The organism is Kribbella sp. NPDC056951 (assembly GCF_042674205.1).
Lineage (GTDB): Bacteria > Actinomycetota > Actinomycetes > Propionibacteriales > Kribbellaceae > Kribbella > Kribbella yunnanensis.
On the sequence record NZ_JBHUQZ010000002.1, the window covers coordinates 398,688 to 418,838 of the forward strand.

The 20,151-nt window shown below is 67.2% G+C and carries 18 protein-coding genes; 10 read left to right on the forward strand and 8 right to left on the reverse strand.

Annotated elements, in window-relative coordinates; all coding sequences use genetic code 11:
- The first annotated feature begins 32 nt into the window (after nt 1–32).
- Together ACFTSF_RS09465 and ACFTSF_RS09470 are read left to right on the forward strand one after the other, a co-directional pair.
- On the forward strand, nt 33–974 hold the full coding sequence (locus ACFTSF_RS09465; protein WP_380153405.1) for a sucrase ferredoxin: 942 nt from the start codon (nt 33–35) through the stop codon (nt 972–974).
- Complete coding sequence (locus ACFTSF_RS09470) at nt 971–1,471, forward strand: beta-class carbonic anhydrase (RefSeq protein ID WP_380153406.1); 501 nt, start codon at nt 971–973, stop codon at nt 1,469–1,471. Before ACFTSF_RS09465 ends, ACFTSF_RS09470 begins: the two co-directional genes overlap by 4 nt.
- Before the next feature lie 230 nt (nt 1,472–1,701).
- Here ACFTSF_RS09470 and ACFTSF_RS09475 read toward each other — a convergent pair whose 3' ends face one another.
- Entirely contained in the window at nt 1,702–2,484 is a 783-nt protein-coding gene (locus tag ACFTSF_RS09475; protein WP_380153407.1) for a carbonic anhydrase, read from the reverse strand.
- 133 nt (nt 2,485–2,617) lie between these two features.
- Here ACFTSF_RS09475 and ACFTSF_RS09480 point away from each other — a divergent pair, with 133 nt between their 5' ends.
- A complete protein-coding gene (locus ACFTSF_RS09480; RefSeq protein ID WP_380153408.1) occupies nt 2,618–3,910 on the forward strand; it encodes a hypothetical protein in 1,293 nt (430 codons plus the stop codon).
- A gap of 12 nt (nt 3,911–3,922) precedes the next feature.
- Here ACFTSF_RS09480 and ACFTSF_RS09485 read toward each other — a convergent pair whose 3' ends face one another.
- Together ACFTSF_RS09485 and ACFTSF_RS09490 are read right to left on the reverse strand one after the other, a co-directional pair.
- Nucleotides 3,923–4,546 carry an HAD family hydrolase gene (locus tag ACFTSF_RS09485; RefSeq protein WP_380153409.1) on the reverse strand — a complete coding sequence of 208 codons (624 nt, stop codon included), beginning with the start codon at nt 4,544–4,546 and terminating at the stop codon, nt 3,923–3,925.
- Nucleotides 4,546–6,630 (reverse strand): type IIA DNA topoisomerase subunit B, encoded by a 2,085-nt coding sequence (locus ACFTSF_RS09490; RefSeq protein WP_380153410.1) that lies wholly within the window; start codon nt 6,628–6,630, stop codon nt 4,546–4,548. The genes ACFTSF_RS09485 and ACFTSF_RS09490 overlap by 1 nt, the downstream gene beginning before the upstream one ends.
- A gap of 383 nt (nt 6,631–7,013) precedes the next feature.
- Between ACFTSF_RS09490 and ACFTSF_RS09495 the strand changes: the two genes are divergently transcribed.
- Nucleotides 7,014–7,259 carry a hypothetical protein gene (locus ACFTSF_RS09495; protein WP_344165692.1) on the forward strand — a complete coding sequence of 82 codons (246 nt, stop codon included), beginning with the start codon at nt 7,014–7,016 and terminating at the stop codon, nt 7,257–7,259.
- Between the two features lie 39 nt (nt 7,260–7,298).
- Here the strand turns inward: ACFTSF_RS09495 and ACFTSF_RS09500 are convergent, their stop codons facing one another.
- Nucleotides 7,299–9,305 carry a glycogen debranching N-terminal domain-containing protein gene (locus ACFTSF_RS09500; protein ID WP_380153411.1) on the reverse strand — a complete coding sequence of 669 codons (2,007 nt, stop codon included), beginning with the start codon at nt 9,303–9,305 and terminating at the stop codon, nt 7,299–7,301.
- Between the two features lie 42 nt (nt 9,306–9,347).
- Here ACFTSF_RS09500 and ACFTSF_RS09505 point away from each other — a divergent pair, with 42 nt between their 5' ends.
- The 4 genes from ACFTSF_RS09505 (at nt 9,348) to ACFTSF_RS09520 (ending at nt 12,665) form a co-directional block, all read left to right on the forward strand.
- Nucleotides 9,348–9,830, forward strand: a complete 483-nt coding sequence (locus tag ACFTSF_RS09505) for a DUF456 domain-containing protein (RefSeq protein ID WP_380153412.1) — start codon at nt 9,348–9,350, stop codon at nt 9,828–9,830.
- 70 nt (nt 9,831–9,900) lie between these two features.
- Complete coding sequence (locus ACFTSF_RS09510) at nt 9,901–10,443, forward strand: hypothetical protein (RefSeq protein WP_380153413.1); 543 nt, start codon at nt 9,901–9,903, stop codon at nt 10,441–10,443.
- Nucleotides 10,444–10,509: 66 nt separating this feature from the next.
- Entirely contained in the window at nt 10,510–11,211 is a 702-nt protein-coding gene (locus ACFTSF_RS09515) for a response regulator transcription factor (protein ID WP_344165682.1), read from the forward strand.
- Nucleotides 11,211–12,665, forward strand: a complete 1,455-nt coding sequence (locus tag ACFTSF_RS09520) for a sensor histidine kinase (RefSeq protein ID WP_380153414.1) — start codon at nt 11,211–11,213, stop codon at nt 12,663–12,665. Before ACFTSF_RS09515 ends, ACFTSF_RS09520 begins: the two co-directional genes overlap by 1 nt.
- Here ACFTSF_RS09520 and ACFTSF_RS09525 read toward each other — a convergent pair.
- Nucleotides 12,637–13,548, reverse strand: coding sequence for a LysR family transcriptional regulator (locus ACFTSF_RS09525; protein WP_380153415.1), 912 nt, complete (start codon nt 13,546–13,548; stop codon nt 12,637–12,639). The genes ACFTSF_RS09520 and ACFTSF_RS09525 overlap by 29 nt on opposite strands.
- A gap of 83 nt (nt 13,549–13,631) precedes the next feature.
- On the opposite strand from ACFTSF_RS09525, the gene ACFTSF_RS09530 reads away from it, so the two are divergent.
- Both ACFTSF_RS09530 and ACFTSF_RS09535 read left to right on the forward strand, forming a co-directional pair.
- The gene (locus tag ACFTSF_RS09530) at nt 13,632–14,852 is read left to right on the forward strand and encodes an MFS transporter (RefSeq protein WP_380153416.1); all 1,221 of its coding nucleotides are present in this window, start codon (nt 13,632–13,634) and stop codon (nt 14,850–14,852) included.
- Nucleotides 14,852–15,733, forward strand: a complete 882-nt coding sequence (locus ACFTSF_RS09535) for an alpha/beta fold hydrolase (protein ID WP_380153417.1) — start codon at nt 14,852–14,854, stop codon at nt 15,731–15,733. Before ACFTSF_RS09530 ends, ACFTSF_RS09535 begins: the two co-directional genes overlap by 1 nt.
- Here the strand turns inward: ACFTSF_RS09535 and ppk2 are convergent.
- From ppk2 to ACFTSF_RS09550, 3 genes are all read right to left on the reverse strand, one after another.
- Complete coding sequence (gene ppk2 / locus ACFTSF_RS09540; RefSeq protein ID WP_380153418.1) at nt 15,704–16,612, reverse strand: polyphosphate kinase 2; 909 nt, start codon at nt 16,610–16,612, stop codon at nt 15,704–15,706. The two genes, ACFTSF_RS09535 and ppk2, sit on opposite strands and share 30 nt — an antisense overlap.
- Before the next feature lie 42 nt (nt 16,613–16,654).
- Entirely contained in the window at nt 16,655–17,968 is a 1,314-nt protein-coding gene (locus ACFTSF_RS09545) for an MFS transporter (protein WP_380153419.1), read from the reverse strand.
- 84 nt (nt 17,969–18,052) lie between these two features.
- Complete coding sequence (locus ACFTSF_RS09550) at nt 18,053–20,140, reverse strand: DPP IV N-terminal domain-containing protein (RefSeq protein ID WP_380153420.1); 2,088 nt, start codon at nt 20,138–20,140, stop codon at nt 18,053–18,055.
- Nucleotides 20,141–20,151 lie beyond the last annotated feature (11 nt).

The window sequence follows — 20,151 nt, forward strand, 5'->3', positions numbered from 1 at the left end:
GAACTGAGGGCTGCCTAACCTACAGTGGTGCTGTGAGAGTTCCACCCGACGCGACCGGTCGGCCAGGCCTGTGCTCGACCTTCTGCCGTCAGCTCCTCGAGCCGCTGGAGGGCTCAGCCATTGTCGCGAGCGGCTGGGTCGTCCTGGAGCAGCCTGGTCCGTGGGGTGCCGATGCCGTCGTCAACAGTCACCTGAACCCCGAGTTCGGTGGTCGGTTCGATGCCGAATGCAAGAAAGCCGATGTCCGCTTCGGTCTGATCCGCACGCCAGGGCGGCACTCTTTCCCCGCCAATCACGCCCAGCAGGTGTACGTCGCCTCCACCGTGCCAGGCAAGTCCTGGCTGCTGACTGCCCACCTCGACGACCCGCTGGCGCTCAGCGGACTCGACCTGGGCGCTATCGCCCGCGGCGACCGGGATGCCGTCGACGCGTCGCTGCCCGGCCTGGTGCCGGTCGACGAGTCGATCATGTTGGTCTGCACCAACGGTAAGCGCGACGAGTGCTGCGCGATCCTCGGCCGCCCGCTGGTCAACGGGTTGGCCACCGCTGCACCTGGCCGAGTCTGGGAAGCCAGCCACCTCGGCGGTCACCGCTTCTCCCCCACCGCCGTGCTGCTGCCGGCCGGCACCATGCACGGTCACCTCGACACCGAGACCGCACTCGACGTGCTCGCGGCCTCGGACCGCGGCGAAACCTTCCTGACCGGACTACGCGGCCGCACCACGTGGACCAAACGCGGTCAGGCCGCGGAAATCGCCGTACGCCACCAAATTGGTGAGCTATCGCTGGACGCCCTCACTGTCGCGGGCGAAGATCTCGAATCCGTGACAGTGTGGCATCGCGACGGACGGTCCTGGGTCGTCCCGGTGACCAGTGCACCTGCTGATCCACCTCGTCCGGAGTCCTGTGGAAAGGAGCCGTTCGCGATGTCGATCCTCAAGGCCGGAACCCCTGTGCCAGGTGCAGTCCGATGACGACCCCTGGTTTCGAAGACCTGCTCGCCGCCAACGCGGAGTACGCCGCCGATTTCCACTACGGCGGCTTCGACGGAATCGCCCACGCCGGGGTCGGCGTGGTCACCTGTATGGACTCCCGCATCCCGCCACTGGAACTACTCGGCCTCAAGCCGGGTGACGCCAAGGTCCTGCGCAGCGCCGGCGGCCGCGTCACCGAGATCACGCTCACCGGACTCGTCCTGGGCGTCAACCTGCTCGGCATCCGCCGGATCATGGTCATCCCGCACACCCGCTGCGCGATGGCCGCGATGTCCGAGGACGAACTCCGCGCGAAGGTCGAGAAGGCCGCCGGGAAACCGGCCGGTTACCTCCCCATCAACGTCATCCCCGACCAGCTCGAAGCCCTCCGCCACGACGTCGCCGCCGTCCGCGAACACCCCCTGATCGGCGAAGAGATCCTCGTCGGCGGCTTCATGTACGACGTAGACACCGGCCTCCTCACCCAACACGTCTAACCCTCCCCCTCCCCCCTAGCGCCCTAGCGCCCTAGCGCCCTAGCGCCCTAGCGCCCAAAGGTGGGTCGCCTTCTCTTTGTGCACGAGAGCCATCTTTGTGCACCCACCAGCCATTTTCGTGGGCTCTGCGTGGTTGATGGGTTCCCAAAGACGAGCTGGGTGCACAAGGAGCAGCGGGGGTGTTGGGGAGTGGGGGGCTGCTCTTTGGGGGTTCGGGGTGGGGTGGACGGTTAGGTGAGGACTACTTGGCCGGTGTCTAGTTCGTAGTAGGCGCCTACTAGTTTGACCTTGCCGGACTTTTCGAGTGGGGCGATGACTGGGGACTTGCGGAGTTCGGCGAGGACCAGGTCGACGTTGGCGTGGATGGCGTTGGTGAGGCGGTCGCCCGGCTTGCCCGCTACTTGGCGTACGGCGGGAGTGAGCGTCTCGACGAGGTAGTCGATCTGGCCGGCCTCTGAGGTTCGCTGGTGGGCGTCGATGGCTTTGATGGTGGCGTCGAGCGCACCGCAGCGTTGGTGGCCGAGAACCACCAGCAGTGGCGTGTGCAGTTCGGCGACACCGAACTCCAGGCTGCCGACGACCGAGTGATCGAGGGCTTCACCAGCGCTGCGTACGACGACCAGGTCACCGAGTCCCTGATCGAAGACGAGCTCGATCGGCACCCGCGAGTCCACACAGCCGAGCACGGTCGCGAACGGGTGCTGTCCTTTGCTGACCGCGACCCGCCGGGCCACGCCTTCGTCGAGCCGCTCGTCGCGGTCGGCGACGAAGCGGGCGTTGCCGGCGACCAGGCGAGCCAGTGCCTGCTCACCAGTGAGGACCGGGTCGGCGCTGGGCGGGATCGATCCGGCGGGAACAGAGTTGGCCGGCGCGACCGGCGATCCTGCACCAACCGGCGTACTGGCGGGCGTAGCCTCCGAACAGGCGGCCAGGACTGCACTACCTGCTCCGACAACCAGTCCGGTGCGCAGGGCAGTGCTCAGGAAACGACGGCGACTGCTGGTGGTGCTCACGGCATGCTCCTCAGGAAAGGGGCGGCGGGGGCGAACGCCGCTCTCCGAAGGTAGCGCATTGCATACTGTCTGCAATACCCGGTCTTTGTGCAGATCTCTCGGCTTCCGCGCCGGGATCTGATAGATACCCCTTATGAGATTCCGCCCCAGCTCATTTCCCAGGTCCCTGCTTGTCGGCGCCCTGGCTCTGACGAGCGTCCTGTCCGGCCTTCCAGTCGTGCACGCGGCACCGGTCGCGACCGGCTGCCTCGACACCGGAGTGACCGGCACGGTCGAGGAGCAGCGCCTCGGTCGCGGTATCGCCGGTGGACCGTCGGTGCCCGCCGAGATCCTGCGGCGGACCGGGTTCGACAAGCACGTGGAGCTGTTCGGCCGGTTGCTGTGCAAGATGCCGAGCCGCGAGGCCGCCAAGCAGCTGATTCGTACTCAGGGCGAGGCGCTGTGGCGGACGGCCGTGCACCGCGCTCAGCACCCGGTCTCCGGCGACGACGCGCTGCCGTCTACCGACGACCGCGGTTTGTACTGGGCACGCATCTCGATGGCTCTGACGCTTCGCCAGTGGCAACCGCGCTTCACGATCGGTACGGCGGAACGCGCGGAGCTGATCCGGTCGCTCGAGTACGCGTCTCGCGGAATCACGAGCACGCGGTTCTCCCCCGGCGTACGGAAGATCCTGGTGACTGGGTTCGATCCGTTCACGCTGGATGCCGACATCCGGATCGGGAATCCGTCTGGCGCGAATGCGCTGACGCTGGATGGACAGCGCTGGGAGGTCAACGGGACGACGTACGAGATCCAGGCGGTTGTCTTCCCGGTTCGCTACACCGACTTCGACCAGAACATGGTCGAAGATGCGCTGGCGCCGCACTACCGCGGTGGGCCGCAGCACGCGGACATGGTGATGACGGCGAGCCAGGGGCGGACGGGCATCTTCGACCTGGAGGTCTTCAACGGCCGCCGGCGGTCGACCAGTTCGATCGGCGACAACAACAACCTGTGGGGCGGCGGAACCGCTGCAGCCCCGGTTGTCTCGCCGAGCATGCCGAGCGGGCCGGAATGGATCACCTCCAGCCTGCCGATGGCGCGGATGGCTCAAGCCGACGTGACGCCGTTCCGCACCCGCGTGAACACCTCGGTCCTGGAGATCCCGGCCGGCCAGACCGCGCCGGTACGGCGGCCGCTGGGCCCGACGGAAGGCTCGATCGCCTCCGAGGGTGCCGGTGGCGGCTACCTGTCCAACGAGGTCGCCTACCGCAACACCCTGCAACGCGACCTGAAGGACCCGTCAATGCCGGCCGGACACCTCCACGTCCCGGTCCTGTCCTTCGACGCAGCCAACAAGACCACCATCACCGACCCAACCTACGAGGCGAATCGCGAAGCGATCATCCGCGGCGCCCACGCCGTACTCCGCCAGGCCCTGTGATCACTTTCCTGATCACCCGATCACAATCCTGAACGCGTCCAGCACCGACTCCACCTGGTGGTCGGCCACTGGTCCGCCACGGCGATCCCCCACCAGAATCGTTCGTAGCCCAGAATTCTGACCACCCGCGACGTCGTACACCGGGTGGTCACCCACCATCCACCCGTCCAGCGCGGCACCGGCCTCCCGCGCCGCGATGGCGAAGATCTCCGCCTCCGGCTTGCGCACACCGACCGCTTCGGAGACACAGCAGTAGTCCACCACTGCGGCGATCCCGGTGTGCTCGAGCTTCAGCGTCTGCTGCACGACGGTCCCGTTCGTGACGACCGCGACCCGCCAACCCGCGTCCCGGAGTGCTGAGAGCCCTTCCAACACGGCGTTTTCGGCGTAGGTGAACAACGGATGCTCCCGGTCGTAGCTCTCAACCGTCGGAGCGGAACCGAATTCCTGCCTCAACCCCGCAAACAGCTCGGCGCGCGGCACGAAGCCGCCGCCGTCGTGCGCGGTCAGCCACTCGACCCCGGCTGCGCCGAGACCTGCCTCATCGCACCAGGCGCGGGCCCAGTCGAGGAAGGCCGCGTCGCGGTCGATGAGGGTGTTGTCCAGGTCGAAGCAGGCCAGCCGGGGCTGGGGCATCAGACGTCGATGCGGCTTTCATCGAGTTCGTAGGCGCCTTGGACGATGAACTCCTTGCGGGGGGCTACGTCGTTGCCCATCAGGAGGTCGAAGACCTGGGCGGCTGCTTCGCCGTCGTCGACGGTCATCCGGCGGAGGGTGCGGTGGCGGGGGTCGACGGTGGTTTCGGCCAGCTGGTCGGCGTCCATCTCACCGAGACCCTTGTAGCGCTGCGGGGGCTCCTTCCACTTGACGCCCTTCTTCATCAGCTCGGCCGTCTTCCGCTGGTACTCCGCGTCGCTGTAGGTGTAGATGTACTTGTCCTGACCCTTCTTCGGGTTGGTCAGTTCGAAGCGGTGCAGCGGCGGTACGGCGGTGTAGACGCGACCGGCGTCGACGAGCGGACGCATGTAGCGGAAGAACAGGGTGGCCAGCAGGCAGCGGATGTGCGCGCCGTCGGAGTCGGCGTCGGCCATGAAGATGATCTTGCCGTAGCGGACCTGGTCGAGATCGAAGCTGCGGCCCGAGCCGGCGCCGACCACCTGGATGATCGCGGCGCACTCGGCGTTCTTCAGCATGTCGCCAACGGACGCCTTCTGCACGTTCAGGATCTTGCCGCGGATCGGCAGCAGCGCTTGAAACTCAGAACTCCGAGCCAGTTTCGCCGTACCGAGAGCCGAATCACCCTCGACGATGAAGAGCTCGGACCGGTCGACATCGTTGCTCCGGCAGTCGGCGAGCTTGGCCGGCAGGGCCGACGACTCCAGCGCGGTCTTGCGGCGTTGGAGCTCGCGGTGCTGACGGGCCGCGACACGCGTCCGGGACGCGGCGACGACCTTCTCCAGCACTGCACGCGCCTGCGCCTTGTGCTCACGCTTGGTCGACGTCAGGAACGCTTCCAGCTCGGTCTGCACGACCTTCGACACGATCCGCGACGCGGCCGGCGTCCCGAGCACCTCCTTGGTCTGGCCGTCGAACTGCGGCTCGGCCAGGCGCACGGTGACGATCGAGGTCATGCCCTCGAGGACGTCGTCCTTGATCAGCTCCTCGCCGCTCTTCAGCAGGCGGGTGCCCTCCATCGCGTTGGTGAAGCTCTTGGCCAGCGCCCGCTCGAAGCCGGCGACGTGCGTGCCGCCCTTGGTGGTGGCCACGATGTTCACGAACGAGCGGAGCTCGGTCTCATACCCATCGCCCCAGCGCACCGCGATGTCCACGTCGAGATCGCGCTCGACATCGGTCGGCGTCATGTGGCCGGCGTCGTCGAGCATCGGCACGGTCTCGGTGAAGTGGCCGGTCCCGGTCAGCCGGATCACCTCGGTGACCTTCTGATCGGTGGCCAGGAACTCGCAGAACTCGCTGATCCCGCCGTCGTGCTTGAAGTGCTCCTCGCTGACCTCGTCACCGCGCTCGTCGCGGATCACCAGCTCCAGGCCGGGGACCAGGAACGACGTCTGCCGCGCCCGGGTGACCAGCTCGTCGTAGTTGAAGCTCGCGTCGCGGGTGAAGATCTGCCGATCCGCCCAGTACCTGATCCGCGTACCGGTCATGCCCTTCTTCGCGCGCCCGGCCTTGCGCAGACCCTTGACCGCGGTGAAACCGGCCGCCGCGCCCTCGGCGTCGAACTCGCCGGCGACACCACGCCGGAACGACGTGGTCCAGACCACTCCACCACGGTCGACCTCGACATCCAGCCGCGCGGACAGCGCGTTCACCACCGAGGCGCCGACACCGTGCAGACCACCGGAGGCGTTGTAGGAGCCGCCGCCGAACTTGCCACCGGCGTGCAGTTTGGTGAACACCACCTCGACACCGCTGAGCTTGGTCTTCGGCTCGATGTCGACCGGGATCCCGCGGGCGCGGTCGCGCACCTCGACGGATCCGTCCTTGTAGAGGATCACGTCGATCCGCTCGCCGTGCCCGGCCAGGGCCTCGTCGACGGCGTTGTCGATGATCTCCCACAGGCAGTGCATCAGGCCGCGGCTGTCCGTGGACCCGATGTACATCCCGGGGCGCTTCCGGACCGCCTCGAGTCCTTCGAGGACGAGCAGGTTGCGGGCGTTGTACGTCGGGTCGAGCTCGGTACTACGAGGCGTCGGGGCGGCCACAGGGCTCCTTCACTGGTTCACCAACTCACTACGGGGACAGCCTATGCGGCCGCACCCCCAAAACCTGTTAGCACCTCCGACACTCGGGGCACCTGACTGGTCAACGAGAAAGGTGTTGTCTCAGATATCGATCCGGACTCGATCGGGCGTGCCCCACGACACTCCGCGGATCAGCACGGCGTGACCAATTCATGGCGCAGAGTGAGATAAGACACGCCCGACGCAGCGCGTGCCGCCTAATTCGCTCGAATGAGAAACGATTCCGCGTCAGCATGCGTCATAAGGGAGCAGGTGGTTCGTCTCACATTCGGACACGTTGCCCCCACCGGGAAGCGATCCGCATGTCAGGATGTTGCTATCTGGTGAGAACGGAACTAGATGAGATGAGGCCTCAAGTGACTACAGCACTCGCCCCGAGTTCGGCCCTGTCGGCCGCGGATCGTTGTGACCGCTGCGGTGCGCAGGCCTACGTCCGTGTCACCTTGACCAGCGGTGGGGAGCTTCTGTTCTGCGCCCACCACGGCCGGGAGCACTCGGACAAGCTGCGCAACATCGCCGTCACCATTCACGACGAGACGGGTCGGCTCGACGCCGCTCCCGCCGCCGTCGCCCCGGAGGACGAACGGTAAGCCAGGTCTCATAAACGCGCCAACGACGGCGCCAAAGCCCTACAGATCCGATGGCGGTTCCCCGAGCGGGAGTCCGCCATCACTCATGTCATCAGGTGCCTCGAGCACCGACAGCACCCCGTCCACGACCCGGACGGACAAGCGATCGGGCCCGAGGCGCAGCCCGGTCAGTGTGAGCTCACTCCACGGCAACGATGCCGCCGGGGTGAAGCTCAGCGTCCGACCGGGCACATCCGGTTCGATCCCGAGGGCAGCCACCAGCACCGCCACCGCAGAGGCGGCCGCCCAGGCCTGTGGACGACACGAGCTCGGGTACGGCGTGGGTCGCGTCTCGGCGCTCAGCCCGCGGCCGCCGTACAGCTCGGGGAGTCGGTACTCGAAACTCTCGGCGGCTCGGACGAGACCGGCCACGTACGACGAAGCGACGTCGGCGTGGCCGGCGGCGTACAGGCCCTCGACGGTCATCGCGGTGTCGTGCGGCCAGACGCTGCCGGTGTGGTAGCCGATCGGGTTGAACCGGGACATCGTGGTCGACAGGGTGCGCAGACCGAACCCGCTGTCGAGGTCGTCCTCACCGAGGATGTCCGCGACACGCTGTTCCTCGTCCGCGTCCAGTAGACCGGTTCCGAGCAGATGCCCCATGTTCGACGCACGGCCGGACACCGCGTTCTTGGCGCCGTCGAGGGCGATCGCCGGGTAGCCGTCGACCCAGAACGCACTGCGGAAGCGTTCCTGCAGCGCTGCTGCCCAGGCGCGCCACTCGTCGCCCGGCTCGCCGAAGGCGTCGAGCAGTTCAGCACCCCGTACGGCGGCCGCGTACGCGTAGCCCTGGACTTCGCACAACGCGATCGGTGCGGTGGCAATCTCGCCGTTCGGCCATTGCACCGAGTCGTTCGAGTCCTTCCAGCCCTGGTTTGCCAATCCGTGGCCCGATTCGTCGATGTACTCGAGGAATCCGTCGCCGTCCGGATCCGCGTAGTCCCGCATCCAGGCGAGTGCTCGCCGCAGATTCGGCAGCAGGTCGCGCACCTCATCAGCCGGCATCCCCCAACGCCACTCCTTGTGCAGGGTGGTGATCCAGAGCTGGGTCGCGTCGTGCGTGCCGTAGTACACCGGCGGCAGGACGAAGTCAGTACCGTGCTCGGCCGCCTCGGCGCGGAGTTCGTGCGGGATCTTGCCGGGCTGCTCGGCGGTGTCGATCGTGACCTCGGTGCCCTGCCACTTGGCCAGTGCCCGCAAGGTGCCGGCCGCCAGCTCCGGGTCGACCGGAATCAGCATTCCCGCAGAGATCAACGAGTCCCGGCCGAAGAGCGTGAGGTACCACGGCGGGCCTGCTCCGAGGTAGCGATCGTTGCCCACCGCAAGTTGGAGCGCGCGGACATCGTCGAGCGATCGTTCGAACCAGCGTTCAACTCGGTGATCACTACAGTGAACACTCGCGGTGTACAGAATAGTGTTCACCGGTGGGTCGATCGTGAACCCGCTGAGCGTGGGCGGGCCGGGAGCGATCACTTTGATGATCATCGTGAACTCCTCCCCCGGCTCCAGCTGCGGAGTCGCAGTCGTTCCGGGGTCCAGTTCCGCGGTGACCCGCGTGCCCTCATTCTCCCAGTACAGACGGCCCAAATCGTCGTACTGACCCTCAAGAGTTGGCAGTGTCACAGCACTGCTGTTGCGGACCTGGACGATCCCGGCGAGATCGGTGCCTAGGGCAACTTCCAGGCGGCAGGTCAAGGTGTCCCGGGAGTTGTTCACCAGCGTGATCTGCTCGGTCATCCCGTCGCGAGTGATCTCACGGCGGCGATAGAGCAGGGCCGTCTCCTCGCGATCGACCTTCGCGACGTACACATGGGTCGAGGCGCTCTGCTCGTCCACCTGCAGCGGGATTGGCTCCACCCCGTCGACCGTGACGACGAGCTTGGACAGCAACCGTCTGTCGCGGGCATAGACGCCTTCCACTCCGGTGCCGCTCAGTTGACCGGAGCGCGGCGACAGGACCACCCAGGGAGCAGCCAGTGCAGTGACCAATTCGTGCAGCTGGGACATGCCACCACCCTAAACGCGCCCGAGATGCGGCAGAGTGTCCGTGTGAACACTGCGATGACGGTCCTCGTCGGGGTAGCGATCTTCGTCGGCATCCTCGGCATCGTGATCCCCGTGCTGCCCGGCGCCATCCTGAGCCTCGCAGCCATCCTGGTGTGGGCCCTGGTGGAACGCAGCGCCACCGGATGGGTCGTGCTCGGCATCGCGGTGGTCCTGATCGGTGCCAGCCAGGTGGTGAAGTACATCGTCCCCGAACGCCGGCTCCGAGAGTCCGGCGTACCACGCCGCTCGATGTTCATCGGTGTCCTGCTCGGCATCGTCGGCTTCTTCCTGATCCCGGTGGTCGGCATGTTCGTCGGCTTCCCGCTCGGCGTCTACGTCTCCGAGCGGCAGCGCCTGAAGACCCACGCAGCGGCGTGGGCGTCGACCAAGCACGCGCTGAAGGCGACCGGCCTGTCGATCCTGATCGAGTTCATCGGTACGTCGCTCGCCGCAGCCGTCTGGTTGATCGCCGTACTCTTCCTCTGAGACCTGATTGCCAGGGTTTTCTCAGGCGCACCGGAGGCTCGTCTCAGACCCGCGAGAGAGTCTGGGCCGCATGGCACTGTTCAGGAAATTCTCAGAGAAACGCTGGCGGATCGCGGGCACCATCGCCGCGGTCGCCGTCACCACCACGGCGGGCGGTGTCGCCTGGGCCGCAACCAGCGCCGACCCGACCCCGTCCCCCTCCGCATCCCCGTCCACACCGGCCCAGCCGGGCGACCCTGGCAAGGGTCCGGGACGCGGTTTCGGCGGTCCCGGCAAGTTCCTCGGCCAGGGCGGCGCGCTGCACGGCGAGTTCGTCGTGAAGAAGGACGGCGGCGGCTACCAGACCGTGGCCACCCAGCGCGGCGAGGTCACCGCGGTCAGCAAGGACTCCATCACGGTCAAGAGCGAGGACGGCTTCAGCCGCACCTACACGCTCACCGAGGACACCCTGGTGAATGCCGCTCGGGATGGGATCGGCGACGTCAAGACCGGGAACACGGTCAACGTCTCCGCTCTGGTCGTCGACGGCAAGGCCACCGCGACCAGCCTCAGCGACGGGACTGTCCGCAAGGCTGCCGGGGAGAAATGGGGCTTCCACCGCGGTCCCCGCTGAACAACTCACAGCGGATTGCCAGGAATCTGCCAGGGTGAACATGGGTAGCAGCGGCAGACTGTGGGCATGAGCCCGCATCTGCTGGTGGTCGACGACGAGCCGAATATCGTCGAACTGCTGTCCGCGAGCCTGCGCTTCGCAGGGTACGACGTGTCCACGGCCAGCCATGGCACCGAGGCCCTCCGCAAAGCCCGGGAGGTCCAGCCCGACCTGGTCGTGCTGGATGTGATGATGCCCGGCCTGGACGGCTTCGAGGTGGTCCGGAGGTTGCGGGGTGAGGATCGGCATGTGCCGGTGTTGTTCCTCACCGCCCGCGACGCCGTCGAGGACAAGGTCCTCGGCCTGCAGACCGGCGGCGACGACTACGTGACCAAGCCGTTCAGCCTCGACGAGCTGGTCGCCCGCGTCCGCGCCCTGCTCCGCCGCTCCGGCCACCGCGAGCAGACCGCGACCGAGTCCGCCGTACTGCGGTATGCCGATCTGGAGCTCAACGAGGACAGCTACGAGGTCTTCAAGGCCGGCGAGGCCGTGCAGCTGTCGCTGACCGAGTTCAAGCTGCTGCGCTGCCTGCTGGAGAACGCCGAGCGAGTGATGTCGAAGGGCCAGATCCTCTCCGCAGTCTGGAACTACGACTTCGCCGGTGACGCGGGCGTGGTCGAGTCCTACATGTCGTACCTGCGCCGTAAGGTCGACACCGGCGACCAGAAGCTGCTCCACACCGTCCGCGGGGTCGGCTACGTCCTGCGCACCCCCCGAGGCCCGAGCTGATGACCCTCAACCACCGCCGCTTCACCGAGCGGTACCCCCTCCGCGTCACCATCGTCGTCGTCCTGCTGACCCTGGTGGCGCTCGCGCTGGCGGCCTCCGGCGTCCTCGCGACCACGATCATGCGCGGCTACCTCGTCGACAAGGTCGACACCCAGCTGTCCCAGGTCGCCACTCCGTTCCAGCGGAACGAGCGCCAACTGCCACCCCGTGGTCGTCCCGGTAAGGACCGCCCCCTCCCCAGCCTCTTCGTCGTCCAGAAGTACGACTCCGAGGGATCGCCGCTTGACCCTGAGGGGCCGTTCGGCACCGATCAGGTCGGAGGTGGAGCGTCGCAGCCGAAGTTCCCCGCCCTCAACCTCAATCAGATCCGAGCGTTGAACGGTAAGGCATTCAACGTGCCGTCGGTGTCCGGCGACGACACGTGGCGGGTACTGGCTCTGCCGACGAATGACGGTGCAGGCTCGGTCATGGTTGCTCAGAGCTTGCACGATGTGTCGCGCACCGTGCAGCGGCTGGTGGGGGTGCAGGCTGCGGCCGGGCTCATCCTGCTCGTGTTGCTCGCCGGGGTCGGGACCTACGTCGTACGGCGGAGTCTGCGCGGGCTCGAGGATGTCGAGCACACCGCAGTCGCGATCGCCGGTGGTGACCTGAGCCGGCGGATTCCGGATCGCGATCCGCGGACCGAGGTGGGACGGCTGTCGTACGCGCTGAACCAGATGCTCGGTCAGATCGAGAATGCCTTCGCCCAGCGGACTGCTTCGGAGTTCGCGGCAAGGCAGTCCGAGGATCGGATGCGGCGGTTCGTTGCCGACGCGTCCCACGAGCTGCGCACTCCCCTGACGTCCATCCGCGGTTTCGCCGAGCTCAGCAGGCAGCGTGGTGTGGTCGAACCGGACGTGATGAAGCGGATCGAGGACGAGGCCAAGCGGATGGGTCTGCTCGTCGACGACCTGCTGCTGCTCGCGCGTCTCGACCAGCAGCGACCGCTCCGGATGGAGGCGGTCGACCTGCTCCCGGTCGCTGCCGACGGCCTGCACAACGCCCAAGCCGTTCAGCCGGAGCGGAACATCTCGCTGAAGATCCTCCCCGGCTCCGAAGCGCCTGTCGTCCAAGGCGATGAGGCGCGACTCCGCCAGGTCCTCGGCAATCTGATCAGCAACGCGCTCCACCACACCCCCGTCGACGCCCCGATCCTCGTCTCGGTCGGAACGCGCGGGCGCGACGCCGTACTGGAGGTCAGTGACTCAGGTCCCGGTCTGTCCGATGAGCAGAAGGCGCGTGTGTTCGAGCGGTTCTACCGCGCAGACTCAGCACGCACCCGTACGACGGGAGGCTCCGGACTCGGACTGTCGATCGTCGCGGCGCTGGTCGCGGCGCACGGTGGCCGCGTGACCGTCAATGACACCCAGCCGCACGGCGCGACGTTCACCGTGCTGCTCCCGCTGCCGCGCTAGCCGCGGTGATCTCGGCCGCGATTTCCGTGGCGATCTCGATCGCCCGGGCGGCCAGCGGGGACTGCGATTCCGTGTCCGGCCAGTGCAGGTAGATCCCGCGGGTCGGCGCCGGCTGCAACGGGTGGATCGACAACCGCTCGTCCAAAGGAACCTCGGATCCATAAACGGCGAGCCAGGGCAGGACAGCCCAGCCGAGTCCGGCCCGCACCATCGACAGGATGGTCGCATTGCCCGGCGAGCGGAAGGCGATCTCCGGCCGCGCGTCGACGTCAGCGGCCGGCCCCATCCACAGTTGGTCACACGACTCATGGCAACCAACCATCGGCCGGCCATCGAGAACCTTCAGTGACGCCGGGCCGACCGGCAGGTCTCCGGCCCGGGCCACCAGGAAGTAGACATCGTCGATCAGTCTGGTCTGGACGACGTCGCCGTCGATCGGCCGGTCGAAGAAGACCAGGTCGAGGTTGCCGACCTGAGGATCGTCAGCCGGCATATCGGAAAGCCTGATGTCGCAGCCGGGCTGCTCATCACGCAACCGGCGGATGAGCGCGGGCAGGATCACGTGGGACACGCTCTGGAAGGTGCCGATGTCGATCCGCCCGCCACCGGCCTTGAACCGCCCGACCGCATCGGACAACGCGTCCGCCTTGGCCAGCAGCTCACGTCCTTGCTCGAGAACCACCACACCGAGTGGCGTGAGCCGCACCGGCCGCGGACCTCCCGGCCGATCGAACACCGCTCCCCCGACCGATCGCTCCAGCGCAGCGATCTGCTGGCTGATCGTCGACTGGGTGTAGCCGAGGCGGACAGCCGCCCGGCCGAACGTGCCTTCCTCGACGATGGCGACCATCGTCCCCAGATGCCGCAGCTCTACCTCGACCATGAGTGTGAATATAGCCGATGGCGATCATCATGATCGAAATCAATCGCTTTTCACGATGTTGGGATTTCTCTACCGTCGAAGACATGACCACGCTGAGCGCAGCACCCACCACGACCATCGGCCGCACGCGATCGCGGCTGTCGAGCCTAGTGTGGGCGCTTACGGCGACCCACTTCGTCACCCGGGCCGGCGGCGTCGCGCGGTCGTTCCTGGTGCTCTACCTGACCCAGGAGCGCGGCCTCTCCGCCACGACAGCCGGAGCGGTCGTGGCGGCGGTCGGCGTCGGCGACATCGGCTCGCAGCTGCTGGGCGGCTGGCTGAGTGACCGCATCGGCCGCCGCCGGACCATGCTGATCGGCTTCCTCGGCACAGCCGTCGCGCTGATCGCCCTGGGTGCGGCAATCACGCTGCCCGCGATCGCAGCAGCCGCCCTCGGCATCGGCCTGATGGGCGAACTGTTCCGCCCAGTCGGATCCGCCGCCCTGGCCGACCTCCCGCCGAACGAGCGCATCCGCGCCTTCGGCCTGCTCTTCTGGGCGGCCAACGTCGGCTACACAATCTCCACGGTGGCCGCCGGCGTCCTGGTCCGGCAGGGGTACGGCGTTCTGTTCTGGATCAACGCCGCGGCCGCGGTCCTCGCGGCGCTGATCGTGTGGCGCTGCATCCCCGAGACTCGTCCGGCCACCGCGGAAACGACCCGCCGGGCACTGCTGCCGACCCTCCTCCGCGACCGGGTAATGCTCGCGATGGTCGGGATCCACATCGCCTACTTCACGGTCTTCATGCAGGTGTTCTCGACCCTGCCGCTCGTGATGACCGGCGACGGTCTCGGCCCTGGAACCTTCTCGATGGTGCTGGCCCTCAATGGGATCGCCATCGTCGTGGTTCAGCCGATCGCCGTCCGGCTGCTCGATGGACGGGACACCGCCTCGATCCTCGCCGTCTCGATGTTGCTGGCCGGACTCGGCGGCGGAGCCTCCGCCGTCGTCCACGGAAGCGTCGCCTACGCCGCCGCGATCATCGTGTGGACGCTCGGCCAGATCGGCGTCTCGGTCCTGTTCGGCGCCACCTTCGCCGGTGTCGCACCGGCCGACCTTCGCGGCCGGTACATGGGCATCGCCTCCACCACGTGGAGCCTGGGTGCCGTACTCGGCCCGCTCCTCGGCACTGCCGTCCTAGACCACGCCGGGCGAAGCACCCTCTGGGTGACAAGCTCGGCGCTCGGAATCGCACTCTTCATCGCCCAACGCCTGATCGCCCCGTCGCTGCGCAACCGCACCAACCAACTTGCTGGAGGAAACTGATGCAGACCACCGAGCGATTCGTGAACGTCAACGATGTGGAACTGTGTGTGCAGACGTTCGGCGACCCGGCCGACCCGGCCATCCTGCTGCTCCATGGAGCAGGACACTCCCTGATCGCGTGGGACGAGGAGTTCATCGGCCGACTAGTTGCTGGCGGCCGGTACGTGATCCGCTTCGACAGTCGCGACGCGGGTCGTTCGACCAGCTACCCCGTGGGAGCGCCGACGTACGGGCTGCAGGATCTTGCTGCGGACGCCGCCGGACTGCTTGCAGAGCTCGGGATTCCGGCCGCGCACGTCGTGGGGATGTCGCAGGGATCCGGCGTGGCTCAGCTGCTGGCGCTGGACCACGCTGACCGTGTGGCCTCGCTGACGCTCGCGTCGGGGACGCCCGGCGGGCCCGGTCACTGGTACGACGATCTGCCGGGCATGTCAGAGGAGATTCAGAAGCTGTTCGCGGATGAGCCCGCCCAGCCGGACTGGACCGACCGGGCGGCGGTCATCGAATATCTGGTCGAGGCCGAGCGTCCCTTCTCTCCCAGGTTCGACGAGGACCGGACGCGCGCCTGGTCCGCGCAGGTCGCCGACCGAACCGTCAATGTCGCGGCGCAGCTGACCAATCCGTTCCTGATCAGCGCGGGCGACCCGTGGCGCGAGCGGCTCGCCGAGCTGCGTGTCCCGGCGCTGGTGTTCCACGGGGCTGACGACCCGATGTTCCCCGTCTGGCACGGTCAAGCCCTTGCGGCGGAGATCCCAGGCGCGACCTTCGTGCCGCTGGAGCACACCGGCCACGAAGTCTTCCCGCGCCACACGTGGGACAGCGTCGTACCGGCCATCCTCGACCACACCAGGTCAGAGGACCGGGAAGGACCTGTTCGCTGACTCACCGTGCTCGAGGACCTGCGCGGCCGGGCCTAGAAGCTTGGGGTCCGGCCCCGCGACCAGTTCGTGGTCCTTGTTCGTGTACTCGTAGAGGCTCAGGACGTGCCGCATGGCCTCGAGGCGGGCCCGCTTCTTGTCGTTGCTCTTCACAACGGTCCACGGCGCGTGCGGCGTGTCGGTGTAGTGGAACATCGCCTCCTTCGCCTCGGTGTAGTCGGCCCACTTGTCCAGCGAGGCGAGGTCGGTCGGCGACAGCTTCCACTGCCGGACCGGGTCGATCTGCCGGATCGTGAAGCGGGTCTGCTGCTCGGCCTGCGACACCGAGAACCACAGCTTGACCAACAGGGTGTCCGACCGGACGAGCATCCGCTCGAACTCGGGCGCCTGCCGCATGAACTCCTCGTACTGATCGTTCGTGCAGTACCCCATCACCCGCTCGACACAGGCGCGGTTGTACCAGGACCGGTCGAACAGGACCATCTCACCGGCCGCGGGCAGGTGCTCGACGTACCGCTGGAAGTACCACTGTGTCTGCTCGCGCTCGGTCGGCTTCTCCAGCGCGACGATCCGCGCACCCCGCGGGTTCAGGTGCTCCATGAACCGCTTGATCGTGCCGCCCTTACCTGCGGCGTCACGGCCCTCGAACACGATCACCAGCTTCTGCTTCGACCGCTTCACCCAGTACTGGAGTTTGAGCAGCTCGATCTGCAGCAGCCGCTTGTCCCGGTCGTAGACCTCCCGCGAAAGCCGCTCGGCGTACGGGTATCCCTCGCGCCAGGTGTCCACCGGCGTACCGTCGGCGCGGAGCAGGACAGGATCATCGTCTTCCTCGTCGAGAACGCGGAAGCCGAGCTCTTGGACCAGATCAGGGGTGCTCATAGCGCTAGGTTCGGCTGGCCGGATGACATCCAGGTGAACAGGTCAGCGGTCGAGCACCGGGAGTGGTTCGGCCCGGCCGACGATGAACGCGTAGGTGAGAGCACCGATCACCGCGACCACTCCGGCGACCAGGAACGACGGGAGGTAGTTGCCGTCGTACAGGTCCAGGAGGAGGCCGAAGACGAACGGGCTGATGATGCCGGCGATGTTCGAGGCGAAGTTCTGGATCCCGCCGATCGACGCGACGTGCCGTGAGCTCGGCGCCACGTCACCCGGCAGCGACCAGATTCCCGTGGCCGCGATCGCCAGGCTCGCGTACGAGATCGCCAGGAACAGCAGCGCGACGTACACCGACTTGGCCGGGGCCGCGAACACGATCGCAGCGCCGCCGAGCAGGCCGCCGACCATCACCGTCTTCCGCACCCGGGTCACGTCGGCGCCGGCGCGGATCCGCCGGTCCGCGACGATGCCGGCGATCCAGCCGCCCGCGATCGCGGTGATACCGGGGAGGGTGCCCAGCGTGCCCAGTTCGGCGAGGTCGAGGTGCCGGGCATCCTTCAGGTACGACGGGAACCAGGTGAGGAAGAAGTAGATGACGAAGTTCAGGCAGAAGAAGCCGAGCATCATGCCGCGGATCGTCCGGTACCGGAACAGGTCCCGCCAGCGGATCTGCGCCGCGGCCTCGTCATCGGTCTCCTCCAGGCGCGCGCCGTTCGTCGCGATGTACTCGCGCTCGGCGTCGTTGGCGCCGGAGTGCTCCCGAGGGTCGCGGTAGTACCAGTACCAGACCGCGGCCCACATGATGCCGATCACGCCGAGCACGACGAACGAGAAATGCCAGCTCACCAACGCGATCAGCGCTGTCACCACCGGCAGCGACAGCACCGTCCCGACCCGCGATCCCGAGTCGATCACAGCGGTCGCGAACGCCCGCTCATGCCGCGGGAACCATCGCGAGGCCGCCTTGGTGGCACTCGGGTACGCCGGTGCTTCGCCCGCCCCGAGCGCGAACCGGAACGCGAACAGCGACCAGAACCCGCGGGCCAACGGCGTCAGTGCGGTGACCACGCTCCACCACAACGCCGCGAACGTGAACGCCTTCCGCGACCCGTACCGGTCCGCCATCCAACCCGCGGCCAGCATCGCGCCGTCGTACGCCCAGAAGAACGCGCCGAGGATCAGCCCCTTCTCCGCGTTCGACAGATCCAGCTGCAGATCCTCCTGGATGAACGGGAGCGCGACGCTCAGGTTGGCCCGATCCAGATAGTTCAGTGACAGCCCGATGAAGGCCAGTCCGAGGATCAAGTAGCGCCTGCGCGTCGCGCCCGGTGGCGCCTTCACAGAGGTGGCGGTCACTGTGTGCTCCGATCTCATCGCGGATCGTTGCACGTTATCGTGCACACCACTTTTGTGCAGACAAACGTTTCACCCAGCGGACTCTCAGCCGGTGAGTTTCGACAGGAACGACAGGTCGAGGGTGGCCGGCTTCAGCTGGTACGACGGGGGTGTGACGCCGGCCAGGTGTTGCAGGAGGTAGTTCCAGCGGCGGCGGACGACGTAGTGCTCGTAGCCGATCATGATGTGTTCGGCGCGCGGTAGCACCAGCAGGTCGAAGTCCTTGCCAGCGGCAATCAATCGTTCGGTCAGCCGCAGGGTGTGATGCGGGTGCACGTTGTCGTCCAGGCCGCCGTGCATGAGGAGCAGCTTGCCCTCGAGCTGGTCGGCGTAGTCGAGCAGTGAGCCGTCGGTGGTGGCGGGCAGGCCGGGTGGGACGACGTACGTCTCGCCGAACGCCTGCAGGTAGAAGCGGTTGTCGAGGTTGCCCGACTCGGCCACGCCGACCTTGAAGAACTCGGGGAACTCCCCCATCGCCCGCACAGTCGAGTAACCGCCGCCCGACGCGCCGAAGATGCCGACCCGATCCAGATCCATCCACGGCCGCGTCTCGGCCAGTTGCCGGATTGCTGCGACGTGGTCGTCGATTCCGGCGCTGTAGTTCCCGTACGACGCGTCGTGGAACGCCTTCTCGCGACCCGGCACGCCACGAGCATCCACCACCACGACCACGAAACCGAGTGCCGCCATCGGATCCGCCTCGGCGCCGTACAGACCGGGGTCGAAGGTCGGGACGACGCGATTCGTCTGAGGGCCGGCGTACGGGTGGTCGACGATCGGGTAGCGGACAGTCGGGTCGAAGTCATGCGGCTTGTACAGCACGCCGTACAACTCGGTGACGCCGTCAGCCGCGAGCACCCGGAACTCCTCCGGCGGCTGCCAGCCGATGGCGACCAACGCCGTACTGTCTGCCGCCTCCAACTCGACCAGCACCTGCCCGGTCCACGATCGGACGGTGTGCACCGGCGCCAGACCGACCGTCGAGGCGCTGTCGACGAAGTAACCGCCGTTCGGCGGAACCGCGACCTCGTGGTCCAGGTCGTCGTTGGTGACCCGTGCGAACCCAGTGCCGTCCAAGCCGATCCGGCAGACCGTACGGCGCAGTGGGCTCCCGTCAACCAGTCCCGCGGCGGTGAAGTAGACAACGCGCTCGGCCAGATCCACGTGCAGGAGCTGGCGGACACTCCACTCCCCTGAGGTGATCTGTCCCAGCAGTTCGCCGGTGCGGACGTCGTACCGGTACAGGTGCGGCCAGCCGTCTCGCTGTGAGTACCAGAGCACCTCGTCTCCACACACTCGAGTGATCGCAGGCAGGTCCATGAACTGGTTCGGCTCGATCCGCGTCGGCGCGGTCTCGCTCACCACGACCTCTACTTCACCGGTCGTCGGGTCCAGACGCTTCAGTTCCAGCGTCCGCTGATCCCGTGGCTGGTCGAGGAAGTAGACAGTCTCGCCGGACCACCACGCCCACTTCCGCGCGATCGGTGAGAGCAGCGACAGCACGAACGGCTCACCCTGCGCCCGGACTGCAGCTCCTGTCTCGACATCCAGTACGACGAACTGCGCCAGCGGCACGTGCTCATCGCCCGGGTACGCGTACCGCTGTGTCAGCAGCTCCGGCGCACCACCGTCATCCGGCAGCACGTCGATCAGGTGCGCCTCGCGAACCAGCCGACTGTCCAGCTGATGTGTCAGGATCCGGCGCGAGTCCGCTGACCACGCCACCGCCGGAGGAAGATGCGGCAGGCCGAGCTTGCCCAGCAGGATCTTGATCGCGAACGGGCTGGTCCCGTAGTCGTAGTCGACCTCGCCATCCGTGGTCAGCGGCCGCTCGGAACCATCGGAAACCGTGCGCAGCCACAGATCCGGGCCCTTGCGGAAGACCTCGTGCTTGCCGTCCGGCGAGACAACCGCCAGGAAGTCTCCGGTACCAGGCGGTGTCGGCATCGACTCGATCTCGTCCCGGGTGCCGGCGGTGGGGTCGACCTCGTAGGTGTGGTCGGCACCCGAGCGGGTGATCTGGTAGCTGAAGCGCGCACCGTCGTCACTCCAGTTCGGGGTGATGCGGCCGGCGTCGACCAGCTTGGGGCGGTTGTGGCGGAGCAGGGCTTCAGCAGCTTGTACGTCGATCATCGGGCGGATTC

Excerpts from the sequence above, each read along its gene's own strand:
- ACFTSF_RS09550 (WP_380153420.1), bottom strand. The coding sequence starts at position 20,140 with ATGATCGACGTACAAGCTGCTGAAGCCCTGCTCCGCCACAACCGCCCC.
- ACFTSF_RS09480 (WP_380153408.1), top strand. The coding sequence starts at position 2,618 with ATGAGATTCCGCCCCAGCTCATTTCCCAGGTCCCTGCTTGTCGGCGCC.
- ppk2 (WP_380153418.1), bottom strand. The coding sequence starts at position 16,612 with ATGAGCACCCCTGATCTGGTCCAAGAGCTCGGCTTCCGCGTTCTCGAC.
- ACFTSF_RS09530 (WP_380153416.1), top strand. The coding sequence starts at position 13,632 with ATGACCACGCTGAGCGCAGCACCCACCACGACCATCGGCCGCACGCGA.
- ACFTSF_RS09495 (WP_344165692.1), top strand. The coding sequence starts at position 7,014 with ATGAGGCCTCAAGTGACTACAGCACTCGCCCCGAGTTCGGCCCTGTCG.
- ACFTSF_RS09500 (WP_380153411.1), bottom strand. The coding sequence starts at position 9,305 with ATGTCCCAGCTGCACGAATTGGTCACTGCACTGGCTGCTCCCTGGGTG.
- ACFTSF_RS09470 (WP_380153406.1), top strand. The coding sequence starts at position 971 with ATGACGACCCCTGGTTTCGAAGACCTGCTCGCCGCCAACGCGGAGTAC.
- ACFTSF_RS09520 (WP_380153414.1), top strand. The coding sequence starts at position 11,211 with ATGACCCTCAACCACCGCCGCTTCACCGAGCGGTACCCCCTCCGCGTC.
- ACFTSF_RS09535 (WP_380153417.1), top strand. The coding sequence starts at position 14,852 with ATGCAGACCACCGAGCGATTCGTGAACGTCAACGATGTGGAACTGTGT.
- ACFTSF_RS09485 (WP_380153409.1), bottom strand. The coding sequence starts at position 4,546 with ATGCCCCAGCCCCGGCTGGCCTGCTTCGACCTGGACAACACCCTCATC.
- ACFTSF_RS09525 (WP_380153415.1), bottom strand. The coding sequence starts at position 13,548 with ATGGTCGAGGTAGAGCTGCGGCATCTGGGGACGATGGTCGCCATCGTC.
- ACFTSF_RS09515 (WP_344165682.1), top strand. The coding sequence starts at position 10,510 with ATGAGCCCGCATCTGCTGGTGGTCGACGACGAGCCGAATATCGTCGAA.
- ACFTSF_RS09510 (WP_380153413.1), top strand. The coding sequence starts at position 9,901 with ATGGCACTGTTCAGGAAATTCTCAGAGAAACGCTGGCGGATCGCGGGC.